The following is a 17,766-nucleotide window of genomic DNA, read 5'->3' as shown; positions in this document are numbered from 1 at the left end:
TTTCTTACTTTTGAATCCCGTACAAAAACCATTACCGGTTGCTAACATCAGGCAATAGTAAGTGGCTAATCCTTCACTCATGACTAAGTATATTTTTGTTACAGGCGGCGTAACCTCGTCGTTAGGAAAAGGTATTATTTCGGCTTCACTTGCCAAGCTCCTTCAATCGAGAGGATACCGCGTAACCATCCAGAAATTCGACCCGTACATCAACATTGACCCGGGAACGCTGAATCCCTATGAGCATGGAGAATGCTATGTCACCGAAGACGGTGCGGAAACAGATCTCGACCTTGGCCACTACGAACGTTTTTTGAATGTTCCTACTTCTCAAGCCAACAATATTACTACCGGGCGCATCTACCAGAACGTGATCAACAAAGAACGTGAAGGCGCCTATCTCGGGAAAACCGTGCAGGTAGTCCCGCACATTACCGACGAGATCAAGCGCAACATGCGTATCCTTGGCGAAACCGGCGACTATGATATCGTGATCACGGAGTTAGGCGGAACGGTAGGCGATATAGAGTCGCTTCCTTTTATCGAAGCCGTCCGTCAGTTCAGGTGGGAAGCAGGATCGGGCAACTCGATCGTAATTCACCTTACCCTGATCCCCTACCTTGCCGCGGCCGGCGAGCTAAAAACGAAACCCACACAGCACTCCGTAAAAATGTTGCTCGAGTACGGTATCCAGCCGGATATCCTCGTTTGCCGTACCGAACACCATATTAACCAGGATATCCGCAAAAAGATCGCCCTGTTCTGTAACGTGAATATCAATGCAGTGGTCGAATCGATCGATGCTTCCACCATTTACGATGTTCCGCTGCTGATGCTGAAGGAACAGCTTGACAAAACCGTGCTTACCAAATTAAAGCTTCCCCATAAAAGCGATCCGCACCTCGAAAGCTGGAAGGACTTCCTGGGGAGGCTTAAAAACCCGACTGCCGAGATCTGCATCGGGCTCATCGGTAAATATGTCGAACTGCCGGATGCCTATAAATCCATCAACGAGGCATTTATCCACGCCGGCGCGAAAAACGAATGTAAGGTTAAGCTGAAGTTCATCCATTCGGAAGAATTAACCGCGGAAAATGCGGCGGAAAGACTGGCCGGGCTGCATGGCGTATTGGTGGCCCCTGGTTTTGGAAGCAGGGGAATAGAGGGAAAGATCGAAGCGATCCGGCATGTTCGCGAAAACAACATCCCGTTTTTCGGGATCTGTCTCGGGATGCAGTGCGCGGTAGTAGAATATGGCCGCAACATCCTCGGATGGAAAGACGCCCACACCACCGAGATCGACGAACATACAAAACACCCGGTTATTTCTATGATGGAGGAGCAGAAAAAGATCCGCAACAAGGGCGGTACCATGCGGCTCGGCTCTTACACCTGCGAAATAAAAAAAGGCACCAAAGCCGCCATGATCTATGGCAAAAATAAGATCACCGAACGCCACCGCCATCGGTACGAATTTAACAACGATTACCTGGCGGATTTTGAGAAGGCCGGGCTCATTGCCTCCGGGATCAACCCGGAAAACAGCCTCGTAGAGATCATCGAATTAAAGAATCACCCGTTTTTCGTGGGCGGACAGTTCCATCCGGAATTAAAATCAACTGTTGATAATCCGCATCCACTTTTTGTTAACTTTGTCGCCGCTTCGCTGGGCTTTGCCCGAAAGAAATAACAGGCGATTTATTTTTTAGAATGGATAGGAATACTTATACAGGACTTTTTTTGATCCTGATCATTATAGTTGGCTCAACTTTCTTAATGAAGCCCTCGGAAGCCGAGTTAAAAAAAGAGCGGTTAGTTCAATACCAGGATTCAGTAAAAAGAGCCAACGCAGGTAAACCGACAGCAGCACTCAAAACAACACCGGCCCCGGGTAAGCAGGCGGTTGCCGATTCCACCGCCTTTAAAGGTCCTTTCGGCGGAGCCATCGCCGGCACCAGCCAACTGATCACCCTCGAAAATGAACATTTAAAAGTAAGCTTCGATACCAGGGGCGGAAGGATCGCTTCCGTACTTTTAAAAGAGTACAAAACCTACGACAAGAAACCCCTGGTGATGTTCGAGGGGAAAGACAGCAAGTTCGGCCTCGTATTTAATACCGCCGGCGCCCTGATCTCTACCAACGACCTCTACTTTACACCTTCTTCATCGTCACTGTCGGTAGCCAGGGGCGATTCATCCTCGATTTCATTCAGGCTTACCTACTCCGAAGGAAAATACATCGATTACATCTATTCACTGACGGGCGACAGCTTTAAAGTGGGCTTCACCATCCGGGCGCAGGGCATGGAGGACGTCTTCGCGCCAAACAAACCGCTTACGCTGAATTGGGAAGCACTGCTTAAACAAAAAGAAAAAGATGTAACCAATGAACAACCTACTTCTACCGCATATTACCTCGATGCAGAAGACAAGGTAACCCACCTCGAAACGGCAAAAGACGAACAAAGAGCCATCGGCGACAAAGGGAAAATTCAATGGATCTCTTTTAAGCAGCACTTTTTCTCTAACGTATTGATTGCCAGGGAAGGATTTACCAAAGGAACATTGAGTGTGAGCTCCGTTCCTTCAGATCCCCGTGCGGTAAAAGCGTTCGCTGCCAACATGCAGCTTCCATATTCCCGCCAGGCCGTGAACGCCTATCCTATGGAGTTCTACTTTGGGCCAAATAAGTTCAGCATCCTCGAAAAACAGGGGTATGAGCTTGAGCGACAGGTAGAGATGGGTTACTGGCCGTTAAAATACATCAACCGCTACGTAGTGCTGTACGTTTTCAGGATACTGGACAGCTTTAACTGGAACTACGGGCTGATCATCCTGGTACTCACCCTGCTGTTGAAAGTGGTATTATCGCCGTTAACTTATAAGTCGTACCTCTCGATGGCCAAAATGCGGGTTTTAAAACCTGAAATGGACGAGATCAAGGCAAAGGTCGGCGAAGACAACCCTACCCTGCTTCAGCAGGAATACCTTAAACTATATAAAAAGGCCGGCGTAAACCCGTTAGGCGGATGTATACCGATGCTGCTGCAGCTGCCTATCGTAATGGCGTTCTTCTTTTTCTTCCCGAACCTGTTCGAGCTCAGGCAGCAGAGTTTCTTATGGATGGATGATCTTTCAACTTATGATGCGTTTATCAATTTCGGGATCAAGGTTCCCTTCATCGGGAATCACCTGAGCCTGATGTGTATCCTGATGACCATTTCGACCCTGATCTATACTTATTTCAACAACCAGATCTCCGGGGCTACGGGACAGATGAAATACATCGGGTATATTTCTCCCATCATCTTCCTGGGTGTGCTCAACAGCTATCCTGCTGGTCTGAACTATTATTACTTCCTGGCCAACATGCTCACCTTTGCACAGCAATTCCTGATCAGGCAGATGGTAAACGACGACAAGATCCACGCCCAGATACAGGAGAACAAGAAAAAACCGGAAACGGCGAAGAAAAAATCCGGCTTCCAGCAACGCATGGAAGACTACATGAGGCAGCAGCAGCAAACTGCAAAAGGCAAAGATTTACCGGCGTCTTCTGCCAAACCCAAAAAGAAATAAGCTGATTTATTGTATTTTTGTTCAATTTATCCCTGATGCAAAACCTAATCCTGCTCGACGGTCAAAAGTTCCAGGTCACGCTGCAGCGTCTTTGCTATCAGTTAATTGAAAATCACGACAATTTTACCGATTCCGTGATCCTGGGGATTCAGCCCCGGGGAATCTTCCTTGCAAGGCGGATCACGGAAGAGTTGCGAAAAATTCTCCCGGCGGCCAGGATCAATTGCGGCGACCTTGACATCACTTTTTTCAGGGACGATTTCCGCAGGCGCGAAGGGCTCATCCTTCCAAGCAGCACCCAGATCGATTTCGCGGTTGAAGGCAAACGCGTGATCCTGATCGACGACGTGTTGTGGACCGGGCGCACTATCCGCTCTGCGATGGATGCCCTGCAATCGTTCGGGAGACCAGAAAAGGTTGAATTGCTGGTGCTGGTAGACCGGCGTTATGCGCGTCACCTGCCTATCGAACCCGATTATATCGGGATACAGGTAGACACCATCAACTCGCAAAAAGTGATCGTTAGCTGGAAAGAGACCGACAAGGAAGATAAAGTCACTTTGTTATCAGAGTAAAACCCGAGATATAAATGGCAGAAAAGTTAAGCACCAAACACCTACTAGGCATAAAAGATCTCCGGGAATCTGACATCGGCCTCATTTTTAACGCCGCCGACCGATTTAAAGATGTGCTGAACAGCCCGGTAATTAAAAAAGTGCCTTCGCTTCGTGATATTACCATTGCCAACATCTTTTTCGAAAATTCTACCCGCACCCGCCTGTCTTTCGAGCTTGCCCAGAAACGCCTCTCCGCAGATGTGGTGAATTTTGCGGCATCCTCTTCTTCTGTGAGTAAGGGAGAAACGCTGATCGATACCGTGAACAACATCCTGGCCATGAAAGTGGATATGGTGGTTATGCGGCATCCTTATCCCGGGGCGGGCATATTCCTGAGCAGGCATATTAATGCGCAGATCGTGAATGCGGGCGACGGTGCACATGAGCATCCTACCCAGGCGTTGCTCGACGCCTACTCGATCCGCGAACGCTACGGCGACGTGGCAGGCAAAAAGGTGGCTATCATTGGTGACATCCTTCACTCCCGTGTAGCGCTCTCCAATATTCTCTGCCTTCATAAACTGGGCGCCGAGGTGATGGTTTGCGGGCCGCCGACACTCATCCCCAAATACATTCATACCCTTGGCGTAAAAACTGAGTACGATCTCCGGAAAGCACTCAACTGGTGCGATGTAGCCAATATGCTCCGTATACAGCTGGAACGGCAGGATATCAAGTACTTCCCCACGCTGCGGGAATACACCATGCTATATGGGTTAAACAAAAAAATCCTTGATTCGCTCGACAAAGAGATCACCATTATGCACCCGGGCCCGGTGAACCGCGGAGTGGAGATCACCAGCGATGTGGCCGACAGTAAACAGTCGGTCATTCTCGACCAGGTGGAAAACGGGGTGGCTATCCGGATGGCGGTATTATACCTGCTGGCAAGCCAGCGGGATTAGATTTTTCTAATCTTTTCCACACATTCATACCATTTACCTTCTTTTGCCGTTAGTCCCTTAATTTTCCACATGTGTTAGTTTCTACTGTGGATTATGGTACTTTTCGTTTTTAATTTTGCCTGTTCACCTTAGATTAAATTATGCTGAAACCCTATATACGCCTCACCTTTTTATTATGCCTGCTTGGTGTTACGGCCAAATCCCAGCAAACATCCTGGTTCGAGGTGGATAAAGCATACAAGACAGGCCTCGAGCTTTTCGAAAAAGGCAAATTTGCCGCCGCATCCGCGCAGTTCAGCCGTGTTGACGAGTCGCGGATGTTCCCCTCGGACGGCAGCGGTGACCAGCGCCAGTTTTCGCTCTTAAAGGAAAACGCGGAGTTTTACAGGGCCGTTTGTGCCCTCGAGCTTGGGAATGACGATGCGGAAAAGCTCTTCCTGAAGTTTATTAACGACCACCCGGTAAGCGCCAACGCACGTTCGGCCTATTACCAGGTCGGCAGGTTTTATTTTAAACAAAAGAACTACCCGAAAACCATCGAATGGTTTAAAAAGATCGAGCCACAGAACCTCTCCTCCAAAGAAAGCGAAGAATACCGGTTTAAATTGGGCTATTCTTACTTCTTCTCGAAAGATTACGTAAAAGCGGAGCCATTATTCGCTTCCCTTAAAGACGGCAAAAGCGAATTTGCGGAACCTTCCATATACTATTACGCTTACCTCAATTATGCGGATGCCGATTACAAAACCGCCCTCCGCGAATTCGAACGGCTAAAAGGATCAAAAACCTACGAAAAGAGCTATCCCTACTATATTTCGGCCCTTTACTTCCTTGATAAGAGGTATGATGACGTACTCCGGTACACCATTCCCGCCACCGCTACCATCGACGACCAGTATAAGCCCGAAATGAACCGCATCATCGGTGCTTCCTATTTTGCCCGGTCTGATTATAAGAACGCGGGAATTTACTATCAACGCTTCCAGGACAAAGACCTCGGGAAAACACAGAATAACCAGGATAGTTACCAGATCGGGTATACCGCTTTTAAAAATGCCGCCTACGCCAAGGCGGTTACCGAACTCGAAAAAATGACCGTGGCCGACGCTTATTACCAGCACGCCATGATTACGCTCGGCAACTCGTTTCTTAAGACCGGCAATAAACAGGGCGCCCGCAACGCCTTTTTCCGGGCATCAAAGCTCACCTTCGATGCCGCTTTACAGGAAGAAGGACTCTTTAACTACGCGAAACTCTCATACGAGCTTGAATTCCACTCCGTTGCCTTAGACGCGATCCAGCTTTTCCTCAAAACGTACCCCAAATCTGCCCGGACCAACGAGGCCAAAACCCTGCTGGCGGAAGTATTGCTCACTACCAAGAATTATAAGGAAGCGGTGATCGTGCTGGAGTCTATTACTAACAAAAACCAGGACGCCAGGCTGGCTTACCAGAAAGTGACTTATTTCCGCGGTCTGGAGTTTTACAACGAACGTGCTTTCGAAAACGCGATATCCATGCTGATGCGGTCGGCTGCTAACGGCATCGACAAAGAGATCGAAGCGCTTGCCACCTACTGGCTCGCCGAAGCCATGTTCGAAGTGAGAAAATACGGCGAATCTGTTGTCCAGTTCGAGAAATTCCTTGCATTGCCGGCTGCGAAGAAAACCGATGTGTACAATTACGCTAACTACGCCATCGGCTATTCCGCTTTCCAAAATGATAAATATGCAAAGGCGGCAACCTACTTCGAGCGCTTCATCAGGGGCGGGGAACAGGATAAAAACACCCTTAACGACGCCACCCTCCGCCTGGCGGATTCATATTTCGTAAACAGGAACTATGGTGATGCCATGGAACAGTATAATAAGATCATCGCCTGGCGGGCAAGCGGCGAAGACTATGCGCTCTTCCAGCGCGGGATGATCTTTGGGCTGCAGCAGCAAAATGCCGAGAAAATCGCTACCCTCCAGTCGTTACTCAAACAATACCCCGGCTCGAACTATGCGGATGATGCGGATTTCGAGATCGCTTATACCTATTTCGTAACCAATGACTACGCTAAAGCGAAAGCCGGGCTGACCGCGATGCTGGAAAAATACCCCCGCAGCAGCTATGCCCCGCGGGCGTTGGTAACCATCGGGCTGGTACAGTACAACCAGGACGACGATGCGGGCGCACTAACTACCTTTCAACGGGTGGTTTCGGAATATTCCACGGCCGACGAAGCCAAACAGGCGCTCGAATCGATCAAAAACATTTACCTCGATAAGGGAGATTCCGACGGTTTTCTCACCTATGCGAACAGTACCAACATCGGTAATCTCACCACTTCCGAGCAGGATAACATTACCTTCCAGGCCGCTTACAACAGGTACCAGCGAGGTGATTTCCAGGGAACTTTCGAGGCTGTAAATGCTTATTTCGATAAGTTCTCACGGCCCATCCACGAAAAACAGGCTAAATTTATCCGGGCGGAAAGCCTGGTAAAGCTTAACCGGCCAGATGAAGCCGTTCCCGATTACACTTTTATCCTGAACGACTGGACCAGCGAATACACCGAACGCTCACTGATCAGCATCATTAACCTTTACCTGAAGCAGAAAAAATATAACGAAGCGGTGGTTTACCTGAAAAAACTGGAGCTCACGGCCGAGTACAAGGCGAATTACGGTTTTGCCATCAACAACCTGCTCGAGGCTTACAGTAATATGCAGATGCCGGATGACGTACTTAAATATGTAGCCCTGGTCGACAAGTTCGAAAAATCCTCCAAAGAAGAAAAATACCGTGCCATGCTCTTCGGCGGGAAAGCTTACCTGATGAAAGGGGACACCACCGTCGCCCTCCGCCAGTTCCAGGAGGTGGTTACGCAGGCGCAGACCATCTCGGCAGCCGAAGCAAAATACAACGTCGCCGAGATCCAGTACCTGAAAGGTAACTACAAAGCGGCAGAAGCCACCATCTTTGAGCTTACCAGCAAGCTGTTCTCCTATGATTACTGGGTGGCAAAAAGCTATGTGCTGCTGGCGGACGTATATGTAGGACAGAAAAACCTTTTCCAGGCGAAAGAAACATTAAAGAGCATTATTGAAGGTTATAAAGGCGACGACGATATCCTGCCATCGGCAAAGGCGAAACTGGAAAGTCTGAACAAAAAGAACTAACGGATGAAGAAAACACCTGGTTATTTAAAATACGGCATGACCGCTGCCCTGGCAGCTTACGCGTCCTTATCGCTGGCCCAGGGTCAACCGGCAAAACAACCCGAGAAAATAGTTACTACCGAAGAGATCGTGGTAGAACGAGCCTATAAACCGGTACTTGCAGATGCGGTAAAGATACGCAGAAGTCCTGACCTCGACGAGAACAAGCCCTTCAAGCCTAATCTCAGTTACGAGATCCTCGACAAGAAACTGGAACTTAACACCGATATCCGGAAGCTGCAGGCACAGGAGCTCGCCGATATTAAGGAGACGATCCTGAAAAATAACTACATAAAAGCCGGCGCGGGCAACGGTAACACCGGGCTCGGGGAGCTCTATTTTGCAACTGGCAAGGACGAGGCGCTCCAGGCTGGTATATTCGGCAAACACCTCAACCAAGCCGGCGACCAGGCGGGCCAAAAGTACTCGCAACAACAATTTGGCGCGTTTGGGCGAAGCATCCAGGATAAAATGACACTTGGAGGTGATGTGCGGTTTGACCGGAAGTCGACCAATTTCTACGGATATAACCCTGAAATTACCACCGCTCCTGTCAACATCCAAAAGCAAACCTACAGCACGCTTACCCTGAACGGGGAAGTGCTGGAACGCTATGAAGAAACCGGCAGCAACCTCGGCTACGCGGTTAAAACAAATGCTTACCTGTTAAGAAACGCATTTAAAGCGCGCGAAAACGCATTCCTGGTAAGCGGATCTGTAAGCAAGGGATTCAGCCGGTTCCACCTTGGCGCTACCGCTGCGCTCGATTTTACAGGCACTAAAGATTCCTCTTACAGGATATCAAACAACATCCTGCGGGCGAATCCATTTGTTAAGCTGCAGGGAAAGAACTACGACCTTACCGTAGGACTAAACGTAGTACAGGAATTTGGACAAACCTCGCGCACTAGCCTCCTGCCTGCCGTAACGGCCTCTTTTGAGATCGTGCCCGGGTTTGCCACCTTGTTTGGCGGTTATACCGGTGATGTGCAAAAAACGACGCTGCTAAACCTCAGCAACGAAAACATGTTCATCAACGAAAACATCCTTATCAAAAATGCGCTGGAAAAATCGAACATCTACGGCGGCGTGAAGGGAAATGCGGGATCGGGATTTGGCTATAAAGCCTCCGCCTCCTTTAAAACCATTGAAGACATGCCGCTCTTTGTGAATAATTTTACGAAAGCGCAGAAATTCGACGTAGTATATGACAGCAAAACCGAAGTGATCGGCCTCGAAGGCGAGATCAGCGTAAAAACCGGCGGCATGTTTAACTGGACGGGGAAATTTATCGCCACAGATTACAATACCAGCGTGCAAAAACAAGCATGGTTTAAGCCGGGGCTCGAATTTCTGTCGAACGTACACTTGGTCATCAATAAAAAGCTGACCATAGACGGAGAGGTATCGCTTCGTGGCGATTCCAAAGCGCTCACGCGCGAAACGGTCGCACCGTTTAACGATAAGATTGTATCCGTAAAAAGCTATACCGACCTGAGCGCCGGCGCCGAATATTTCTTCCGCGAGAAGGTAGGACTGTTCCTTCGTGTCAATAATATCTTCGGAACCAACTACCAGCGATACCTGTATTATCCCTCTATCGGCACAACCATCTTCGGCGGTTTGAATTATTCTTTCTGAACCGTTTTGGCTGAATAGGAATTAAAGGCTAATTTTACCCGGATGGACATCGCCCTATACATCGCTGAAATACTGGAAGATCATGATGAAGTGACTATTCCCGGTTTCGGCACGATCTATAAAAAGAAGGTAGCCGCCTCGTTCGACGAAAATACACAGTCCTTTCTCCCTCCCGGGGAAACCTTTGCCTTTACCCAAAGAGAAAACGCGGATGCGCTGTTGAGCCGGCACATCAGTAAAACCAAACATATTTCTGAAGCGTCGGCCGATTTCTTTGCCGCTAAATTCGGCGACGACCTTAACAGGCAGCTCAACGGGAACGGGGAAGCTGGTTTATTACCGGTCGGTACCCTTCGCAAAAAAGACGGCGGGATTTACCTCGACCTGTCGGAAGAAAATCAATTAATGTCCAGTTTCGGGTTGGTCCCTGTTACTGAACCTGGCAAGTCAGAAGAAATACCGCCGGCGTTGCCAACGGCCCCCCTGCCGCCGGCTGAAAAGTCAACCGAACCGCCTACACCCGAAAATATCAGCGAAGCGCCGGAAACGGAAACGGCAAACGATCCCGAGCCGGAGATTGCCGGCACATCCTATCGTGATAACGATGCGGGGGAACCGGTACAGCCAGCCGCAGAAATCAAACATCCGGAACCTGAAATTGCGGCTGTTAGTGCAGGTGGCGACGATTCGGTACTATTCGACAAGATCGTGCTCCGCGACAGCTCGCGCGGAGGCGGCTTTATCAGCCAGCTTACGAAACCAACGGGAGATGCCGACGATGAAGACTCTCCCAGCGACAGGTGGATATGGATAGCCGCAGCAGCGGTGATCGCGATCGGCATATTGTCTGCAATCCTTTACCTGATGGTACCGAAAGCAGAGGAAGAGCCTAAAGATAACAGCAAAACGATCGCTTCCATTAAAACGACGCCGTCCCCGATCTTGCCTGATTCGTTAACACAGGCAGACTCGCTGAGGAACGACAGCGTCTTCCGCGCAAACCAGGCGGCAGCTGCTGCTGATACGGCCGCGGCAGCCGACAGCGCAAGTTTCCAGATCATCCTGGCCTCCTTTCATACAGAAAAGAAAGTGCAGGAATATATCAGCCTAAAACGGAATTCCAACATAAAGCTCTTTATGATTACCAGCCCGAAATGGCTCTTTGTGAGTGCCGGTTCCTACAAAACGTTGGGAGACGCCTTAAAAAATCTGGCCAAAGTGAAAGCCGGGGTAGACACGGCCGCGCGGGTAATGCTTATTAAAACACCTATAAAATAATCTATGCTCTTCTTACTTATTGACACGCCTTTAACAGATACCACCCATACCGCCGCTACGCAGATCGCACCAGCGGAACAGGACCTCCGTTTTATCGACCTCCTGATGAAAGGCGGCTGGGTGATGCTTCCCATCGCGTTGATCGCTTTTATCGGCCTGGTGATATTTATTGAACGGTACCTCACTATCCGCAAGGCTTCGCGCGATGAGTCGAACCTCATGCTCCAGGTTAAGCAAAGTATTCTTTCGGGAAAACTCGACGCGGCTATCGCCATCTGCCGGAACAGCAACACCCCGTTAGGCCGGATGCTGCAAAAAGGACTCCTTCGCATCGGCCGCCCGATCAAAGACATTGAAGCGGCTATCGAAAACGTCGGTAAGCTCGAGGTATCGAAACTCGAAAAAAACATCAGTATCCTGGGAATTATAGCCGGGATCGCACCCATGCTGGGATTCGTAGGAACGATCATCGGGGTGATCACCATTTTCCATGACGTATCCATCAAGGGACTGATCGAGATCGGTACCGTTTCAGGCGGCTTGTACACCAAAATGATCACTTCGGCGGCAGGCCTTATCGTGGGTATCGTATCTTATGTACTGTACCACATCCTGAATATCATGGTCGACCGCATTATCCTCCGCATGGAAACCGATGCCATCGAGTTTATTGATCTTTTAGAAGAACCCGGAAAATGAATCTAAAAAAACGACACCGCGGCCATGTAGAAGTACATACTTCGGCACTGAACGATATCATGTTCTTCCTGCTGCTGTTCTTCCTCCTGGCATCGGCGGTAGTAAACCCCAACGTGGTGAAACTGTTGCTGCCCAGGTCGAGTTCCGGGCAAAGCATCCCCACGAAAAAAATTAACGTATCCATATCAGAAGACCTGAAATACAGCGTTGAAAATAAGGAAGTGGCCTTCGACCAGCTGTTCGCCGTGATCGAGTCGTACCAGAAAGCTTCTCCTGACATGACAATCATCTTATCAGCCGACAAAAGCACCACGGTACAGAACCTGGTCGATATTACCGATATAGCCAACAAATTACAGGTAAAACTCGTTTTAGCTACTGAAAGCAAAAAATGACAACCATCAGCTACCGCGAAGAGAATAATTACCCGAAAGCCATCGTGATCTCGGCGGTCCTGATGGGCGCTTTTTTGTTGCTTAGCTTTTTCTGGCTGATCAGCTCGCCCGTGCCTGAAGTAGGTACCGGCGGGATCATCATGAATTACGGTACCACCGATGCCGGGATGGGCGACGACCTGAATAGCATGGAAGAGGCTTCGCAGGACCCGAATGCCAATAACAAAGTGCCCGACAAAGTACTGCCGAACGAAACACCGGTAAAAGAAAACACCCCGGAGACCAACGAGAAATCGGTGGCCACCCAGGATATCGAAGACGCCCCGGAAGTAAAAACCAGTGAAAAGAAATCGGTAAAACCACCGGTGACCACGCCCGAAAAGGAAACTAAAACACCAACTGTAAATCAGAATGCGCTGTATAAAGGTCCCAGGAATGGCGCTACCGGCCGCGGCGACGGCACTACCACCACGCCCGGCAACCAGGGAAGCGTTAACGGCGACCCGCTTTCTGATAACTACAACGGCGGCGGATCGGGCAATGGCGAAAAAGCCCCGCCCGGGAGATCGTTTGTGAACTATCCCAAAATCGAAGACGACGGGCAGATCACCGGTATCATCGTGATCAGGTACCGGGTAAGCAAATCAGGGAGAATAACCACCGCCCAGGTTACGAAAGGTACTACCATCTCCGACCTTACCCTCCAGAATAAATGCATCAACGCGATGCTCAATGCCAGCATGAACAGCACGGACGAAGCCGCCGATGAACAGATCGGTGTAAAACGCTTCGTCTTCAGGGTAAAATAATAGGGTTTTTCTTCCTACATTTCATGATGACCTACGCCGAAACATTGGACTACCTGTATGCCAAGCTTCCCATGTTTACCCGCATAGGCGCGGCTGCCTTCAAAAAGGACCTTACCAACACCATCGAGCTCTGCCGCAGGCTGGGTGATCCGCACAAAAAATTCAGGACCATCCACGTTGGCGGCACCAATGGCAAGGGCTCCACTTCGCACATGCTGGCTGCCATACTGCAAACGGCCGGCTACAAAACCGGTTTATATACGTCCCCGCACCTGCTTGATTTCCGGGAAAGGATCCGTATAAACGGGGAAATGATCTCCCAGGAGGATGTGGTTGCGTTCGTGCACGCTCAAAAAGCGTCGATCGAAGAAATAGCGCCTTCCTTTTTCGAGGCGACGGTGGCAATGGCCTTTGATCATTTCGCGCAGCAAGAAACCGACATCGCCATCATTGAGGTAGGCCTCGGCGGCAGGCTCGATTCAACCAATATCATTACCCCGCTCCTGTCCGTGATCACCAATATCAGCTATGATCACATGAACATGCTGGGGAATACGCTCGGGGAAATCGCCGGCGAAAAAGCTGGGATTATTAAACCTGGCATCCCCGTGGTAATCGGCGAAAAACAGGAGGAAACCGCGCAGGTGTTCCTGTCAAAAGCATCCGGTACCGGTTCCACCCTGGTATTCGGGAGTGATCTTTGGGAAACCGCCATCCGCGGCCGCGGGAAATACCTGGACATCGATATCAAGTATCGGTTAAATGGTAAGCCATCATCCGCGTATGATTTTCCATCGCCTTTACAACTCGATCTCACGGGCTCTTACCAGGAGAAGAACCTCACGACAGTGCTATCCGCCGTGGCGGAGCTTCGGCGGCAGGGATTTCACATTACCGGCGAACACCTTCGTGCGGCATTAAAAGAAGTTAGCACGCTAACGGGGCTCGCCGGGCGTTGGCAAACACTCAGTCACTCCCCGCTTATTATCTGCGATACCGGTCACAATAAAGACGGGATCCGCGAAGTGGTGAAAAACCTGGAGGCTACCCCTTACCAGCACCTTCACCTGGTAATAGGCATGGTTAAAGATAAAGACATAAGCGCGATGCTCTCCCTTCTTCCTAAAGAGGGAAGGTATTATTTCTGCCAGCCGGCAATAGAACGCGGCAAACCTGCGGAAGAGCTCGCCGGCGAAGCAGGGGCGTTCGGATTAACGGGCGACATATACCCAACCGTGCGGGAAGCGCTGGAGGCTGCCCGGAAAAATGCGTCGGCGGCCGACCTGGTCTTTATCGGCGGTAGTACATTTGTAGTTGCCGAAGTAATTTAACAAAACCCATACAGGTATGGAAACGGGCCGGGATATTTTTGTAACGCTTTCTGAAATGCATCCGCGCTACCGCGAAGCAAGCCTCTACGATCGTTTTTTTAAACACACGGAAATTCTTACCCTGCTCAAAAAATGGAAGCATGAGCCCGAAGTTAAGATCAGCGAAATCGGTCACTCATGCCTGGGCAAATCCGTATCTCTTGTAAAGACGGGTACCGGGCCGGTAAAAGTGCTGTTCTGGAGCCAGATGCATGGCGACGAGCCTACGGGCACCATGGCGCTTTTTGACCTGCTGAACTTCTTGTTCGCGGGCTCCGATGCGTTTGGCGATATACGCGAAAGTATCCTGGAAAACTGTACCCTTTACCTGGTGCCCATGGTAAACCCCGATGGCGCCGGTGCGTTTACCCGCCGCAATTACCAGCAGATCGATGTCAACCGCGATTTCCATGCACAACAATCGCCGGAAGGGAGGCTGCTGCGGTCGGTGCGCGACATGATCGAACCACATTTCGGGTTTAACCTGCACGACCAGAGCATCCGCTGGTCTGCCGGTAACAGCGGGAATCCTGCCACCGTCTCGTTGCTGGCGCCTGCGGCCGACGAACCGGCATCTCTTACCCCCGGCAGGAAGGAAGCGATGCAGGTTTGCAGCGTGATGAATGCCACGTTGCAGCAATTGCTTCCGGGACATATCGGACGTTTCGACGATACTTACGAACCGCGCGCATTTGGCGACAATTTCCAGTCACTGGGCACCAAAACCATTCTTGTAGAATCAGGCGGTCTCGTCAACGACCCGGAACGGCAGGTAAGCCGCAAGCTGATCTTTACCGCCTTTATATCCGCTTTACATGCCATTGCCACCCGTTCATATACCGCGGAACCGTTGGAGAATTACTTTACCATTGTTCCGAATAAACCGCTGCACGTGAGCCTGCTGCTAAAAAACTGCCGCATTGATGCGGAAAATGCCTGGTACCGCGCAGACCTGGGCCTGGTGGCCGAACTCGATTTCGCCGAACCTGGCAAATTCCCAGGTCTCCTGTACCGCGTAGAAGATATCGGCGACCTCTCCGGCTACGCCGGTTACGAAACCGTCGACGCAACCGGCCTGACCTTCATCCCAATCCGTCCCCCAAAACTTCAGGAACCTGCAGATCTCATCCTCCAGGAGGGAAATGAAACAATTTTATCCATCGAAAACGGCAGGATTACGGTAAAAACTGGTAGATTAACCAACTAATCACACGAATCGCATAATACGTCGAACGTGTTGCGTTAAACGTCAAACGTCCTATGGCCCTAAACTACATCTGGATCGCTTTCTTCCTTGTTGCATTTATCGTTGCGCTGGTCAGGCTGATCGTGTTCGGCGACACCGAGATCTTTACCGAGGTGATGAAGAACATGTTCGAAAGCACGAAAACAGGTGCGGAGATCTCGATCGGACTTGCCGGGATCATGACCTTCTGGCTGGGGATCATGCGCGTGGGGGAACGGGCCGGGATGATCGCCCTGTTCGCCAAAGGAGTGGGGCCGTTTTTCAGCAAGCTTTTCCCGGGCGTACCGAAAGACCACCCGGCAAACGGATCGGTGATCATGAACTTTTCGGCAAACATGCTGGGACTTGACAACGCCGCCACCCCCGTGGGGCTTAAAGCCATGAAACAGCTCCAGGAGCTGAACCCCGATAAGGATACCGCCACTAATGCGCAGATCATGTTCCTGGTGCTGAATACGGCAGGGCTTACATTGATCCCTACCTCGGTGATCGCCATACGGCTGGTTGCCGGGGCCGCCAACCCGGCCGATATCTTTATCCCTTCCATCATCGGTACGTTCATTTCCTTCCTGTCGGGAATGATCGCCGTATCCCTTTATCAACGCATTAATTTATTTAAACTACCGGTCATGGTGTTCTTCGGTTTATTTATCGGCATGATGGGCGGGCTGTACCTTTGGCTGGGGGACCGTTCTCCGAAGGAGATCGAACTGGTAACGGGGTTACTGGGCGGATTGGTGATATTTTCCGTCATCGCACTTTTTATTGTGTACGGAATGGTGAAGAAGATCAATGTTTACGAAACATTTATCGAGGGCGCCAAAGAGGGTTTTCAAACTTCGGTGATGATCATCCCCTACCTGGTGGGTATCCTGGTAGCGATCAGCGTGTTCAGGACCACGGGCTGTATGGATTACGTGGTAAACGGTATCGGTACGTTAGCGGCAGCCTGCGGGCTTGATACGCGCTTCGTTCCCGTTTTACCGGTGGGCATTATGAAATCCCTTAGCGGCAGCGGCGCCCGCGGCCTGATGATCGATATCATGAAACAATATGGTCCCGATTCTTTCCAGGGAAGGCTGGCCTGCATTATACAGGGATCTACGGAAACCACGTTCTATGTGCTGGCTGTTTATTTTGGATCGGTCAATATTAAGAACTCCAGGTATGCCGCCGCCTGCGGGTTAATAGCCGACCTGGTGGGATTGGTTGCCGCGATCATCATCGGGTACGCATTTTTTGGTTAGGGAATTTGGATCATTAAATATCGTCTGCAATGTTCAACACCAAAATCTTCCTCATCCTAACCGGTTTTTATCTCTTCTCGTTCTCCGGCGCTGCCGATTCCGGCCAAAAATCAAAAGATGCCTACGTGCTGGCGGAGACTACTCATGGCAATATGGTTATCCGCCTGTATAAGGAAACTCCACGCCACCGTGATAATTTCGTTAAGCTGGCCAGGTCGGGTTATTTTAACCGCTTCGACATGAACCGTGTGGTAAAGAACTTCGTGATCCAGGGTGGTGAAACCGATTCGGCCTATGCAGCACAGGAAAAAGCCAAAGGCCCAGACGCCTTCCCCAGGCTGATGCCGGAGCTCGACACGTTGCTCTTCCATAAAAAAGGCGCCTTTGCGGCCGGCCGCGATGATAACCCGGGGAAAACATCCTTCACCGGTCAATACTATTTTGTACAGGGGCGGGTATGTACCGATTCCGAGCTCGACCGCATCGAGCACCGGAAAGGCAAAAATTTCCACTTCAGCGCCCGCCAGCGGGAAGTCTATAAAACTGTTGGCGGTACTCCCGCACTCGACCAGGACTATACGGTTTTTGGTGAAGTGATCTCCGGAATCGGGGTGATCGACAAGCTTGCTGCCGTAAAAACCGGCCCCGCCGACCGTCCTGTGGAGCGCTTAAACGTAAAATTCCGCGTGCTGAGCGATAAGGAAATAACGAAGCTCCTTAAAAATTAAATTCCTGTTATCTTCTTATTATCTTATTCCCTGCAAAACAAGCGGA

The 17,766-nt window shown here is 50.3% G+C and carries 14 protein-coding genes; all 14 read left to right on the top strand.

The features are described 5' to 3' along the window. Positions 1 to 79: 79 nt before the first annotated feature. Complete coding sequence (pyrG, locus tag GS398_RS13340; RefSeq protein WP_160907301.1) at positions 80 to 1,690, top strand: CTP synthase; 1,611 nt, start codon at positions 80 to 82, stop codon at positions 1,688 to 1,690. 20 nt (positions 1,691 to 1,710) lie between these two features. Next, a complete protein-coding gene (gene yidC / locus GS398_RS13335; protein ID WP_160907300.1) occupies positions 1,711 to 3,579 on the top strand; it encodes a membrane protein insertase YidC in 1,869 nt (622 codons plus the stop codon). Positions 3,580 to 3,614: 35 nt separating this feature from the next. After that, positions 3,615 to 4,154 carry a bifunctional pyr operon transcriptional regulator/uracil phosphoribosyltransferase PyrR gene (gene pyrR, locus GS398_RS13330; protein WP_160907299.1) on the top strand — a complete coding sequence of 180 codons (540 nt, stop codon included), beginning with the start codon at positions 3,615 to 3,617 and terminating at the stop codon, positions 4,152 to 4,154. 14 nt (positions 4,155 to 4,168) lie between these two features. Continuing rightward, positions 4,169 to 5,101, top strand: coding sequence for an aspartate carbamoyltransferase catalytic subunit (locus tag GS398_RS13325; RefSeq protein WP_160907298.1), 933 nt, complete (start codon positions 4,169 to 4,171; stop codon positions 5,099 to 5,101). Positions 5,102 to 5,241: 140 nt separating this feature from the next. Then, a complete protein-coding gene (locus GS398_RS13320; RefSeq protein ID WP_160907297.1) occupies positions 5,242 to 8,268 on the top strand; it encodes a tetratricopeptide repeat protein in 3,027 nt (1,008 codons plus the stop codon). 3 nt (positions 8,269 to 8,271) lie between these two features. Further along, positions 8,272 to 9,948 carry a porin family protein gene (locus GS398_RS13315; RefSeq protein WP_160907296.1) on the top strand — a complete coding sequence of 559 codons (1,677 nt, stop codon included), beginning with the start codon at positions 8,272 to 8,274 and terminating at the stop codon, positions 9,946 to 9,948. A 42-nt stretch (positions 9,949 to 9,990) separates the two neighbouring features. Further along, complete coding sequence (locus GS398_RS13310; RefSeq protein ID WP_160907295.1) at positions 9,991 to 11,226, top strand: HU domain-containing protein; 1,236 nt, start codon at positions 9,991 to 9,993, stop codon at positions 11,224 to 11,226. A gap of 3 nt (positions 11,227 to 11,229) precedes the next feature. Next, on the top strand, positions 11,230 to 11,925 hold the full coding sequence (locus GS398_RS13305) for a MotA/TolQ/ExbB proton channel family protein (RefSeq protein ID WP_160907294.1): 696 nt from the start codon (positions 11,230 to 11,232) through the stop codon (positions 11,923 to 11,925). After that, positions 11,922 to 12,320: an ExbD/TolR family protein gene (locus GS398_RS13300; RefSeq protein ID WP_160907293.1), complete on the top strand. Its 399-nt coding sequence runs from the start codon at positions 11,922 to 11,924 to the stop codon at positions 12,318 to 12,320. Before GS398_RS13305 ends, GS398_RS13300 begins: the two co-directional genes overlap by 4 nt. After that, on the top strand, positions 12,317 to 13,129 hold the full coding sequence (locus GS398_RS13295; RefSeq protein ID WP_160907292.1) for an energy transducer TonB: 813 nt from the start codon (positions 12,317 to 12,319) through the stop codon (positions 13,127 to 13,129). Before GS398_RS13300 ends, GS398_RS13295 begins: the two co-directional genes overlap by 4 nt. A gap of 26 nt (positions 13,130 to 13,155) precedes the next feature. Beyond that, a complete protein-coding gene (locus GS398_RS13290) occupies positions 13,156 to 14,460 on the top strand; it encodes a bifunctional folylpolyglutamate synthase/dihydrofolate synthase (RefSeq protein ID WP_160907864.1) in 1,305 nt (434 codons plus the stop codon). A 16-nt stretch (positions 14,461 to 14,476) separates the two neighbouring features. After that, on the top strand, positions 14,477 to 15,706 hold the full coding sequence (locus GS398_RS13285) for a M14 family metallopeptidase (protein ID WP_160907291.1): 1,230 nt from the start codon (positions 14,477 to 14,479) through the stop codon (positions 15,704 to 15,706). Between the two features lie 53 nt (positions 15,707 to 15,759). After that, a complete protein-coding gene (locus GS398_RS13280) occupies positions 15,760 to 16,992 on the top strand; it encodes a nucleoside recognition domain-containing protein (RefSeq protein WP_160907290.1) in 1,233 nt (410 codons plus the stop codon). A 29-nt stretch (positions 16,993 to 17,021) separates the two neighbouring features. After that, the gene (locus GS398_RS13275) at positions 17,022 to 17,720 is read left to right on the top strand and encodes a peptidylprolyl isomerase (RefSeq protein WP_160907289.1); all 699 of its coding nucleotides are present in this window, start codon (positions 17,022 to 17,024) and stop codon (positions 17,718 to 17,720) included. The last annotated feature ends 46 nt before the right edge of the window (positions 17,721 to 17,766 follow it).

It is taken from the genome of Hufsiella ginkgonis (genome assembly GCF_009834915.1).
Taxonomy (GTDB): Bacteria; Bacteroidota; Bacteroidia; order Sphingobacteriales; family Sphingobacteriaceae; genus Hufsiella; species Hufsiella ginkgonis.
This window is presented reverse-complemented; position numbering and strand designations above follow the sequence as displayed.

Excerpts from the sequence above, each read along its gene's own strand:
- GS398_RS13305 (WP_160907294.1), top strand. The coding sequence starts at position 11,230 with ATGCTCTTCTTACTTATTGACACGCCTTTAACAGATACCACCCATACC.
- GS398_RS13285 (WP_160907291.1), top strand. The coding sequence starts at position 14,477 with ATGGAAACGGGCCGGGATATTTTTGTAACGCTTTCTGAAATGCATCCG.
- GS398_RS13295 (WP_160907292.1), top strand. The coding sequence starts at position 12,317 with ATGACAACCATCAGCTACCGCGAAGAGAATAATTACCCGAAAGCCATC.
- GS398_RS13315 (WP_160907296.1), top strand. The coding sequence starts at position 8,272 with ATGAAGAAAACACCTGGTTATTTAAAATACGGCATGACCGCTGCCCTG.
- GS398_RS13280 (WP_160907290.1), top strand. The coding sequence starts at position 15,760 with ATGGCCCTAAACTACATCTGGATCGCTTTCTTCCTTGTTGCATTTATC.
- pyrR (WP_160907299.1), top strand. The coding sequence starts at position 3,615 with ATGCAAAACCTAATCCTGCTCGACGGTCAAAAGTTCCAGGTCACGCTG.
- GS398_RS13325 (WP_160907298.1), top strand. The coding sequence starts at position 4,169 with ATGGCAGAAAAGTTAAGCACCAAACACCTACTAGGCATAAAAGATCTC.
- GS398_RS13275 (WP_160907289.1), top strand. The coding sequence starts at position 17,022 with ATGTTCAACACCAAAATCTTCCTCATCCTAACCGGTTTTTATCTCTTC.
- pyrG (WP_160907301.1), top strand. The coding sequence starts at position 80 with ATGACTAAGTATATTTTTGTTACAGGCGGCGTAACCTCGTCGTTAGGA.
- GS398_RS13300 (WP_160907293.1), top strand. The coding sequence starts at position 11,922 with ATGAATCTAAAAAAACGACACCGCGGCCATGTAGAAGTACATACTTCG.
- yidC (WP_160907300.1), top strand. The coding sequence starts at position 1,711 with ATGGATAGGAATACTTATACAGGACTTTTTTTGATCCTGATCATTATA.
- GS398_RS13290 (WP_160907864.1), top strand. The coding sequence starts at position 13,156 with ATGACCTACGCCGAAACATTGGACTACCTGTATGCCAAGCTTCCCATG.
- GS398_RS13310 (WP_160907295.1), top strand. The coding sequence starts at position 9,991 with ATGGACATCGCCCTATACATCGCTGAAATACTGGAAGATCATGATGAA.
- GS398_RS13320 (WP_160907297.1), top strand. The coding sequence starts at position 5,242 with ATGCTGAAACCCTATATACGCCTCACCTTTTTATTATGCCTGCTTGGT.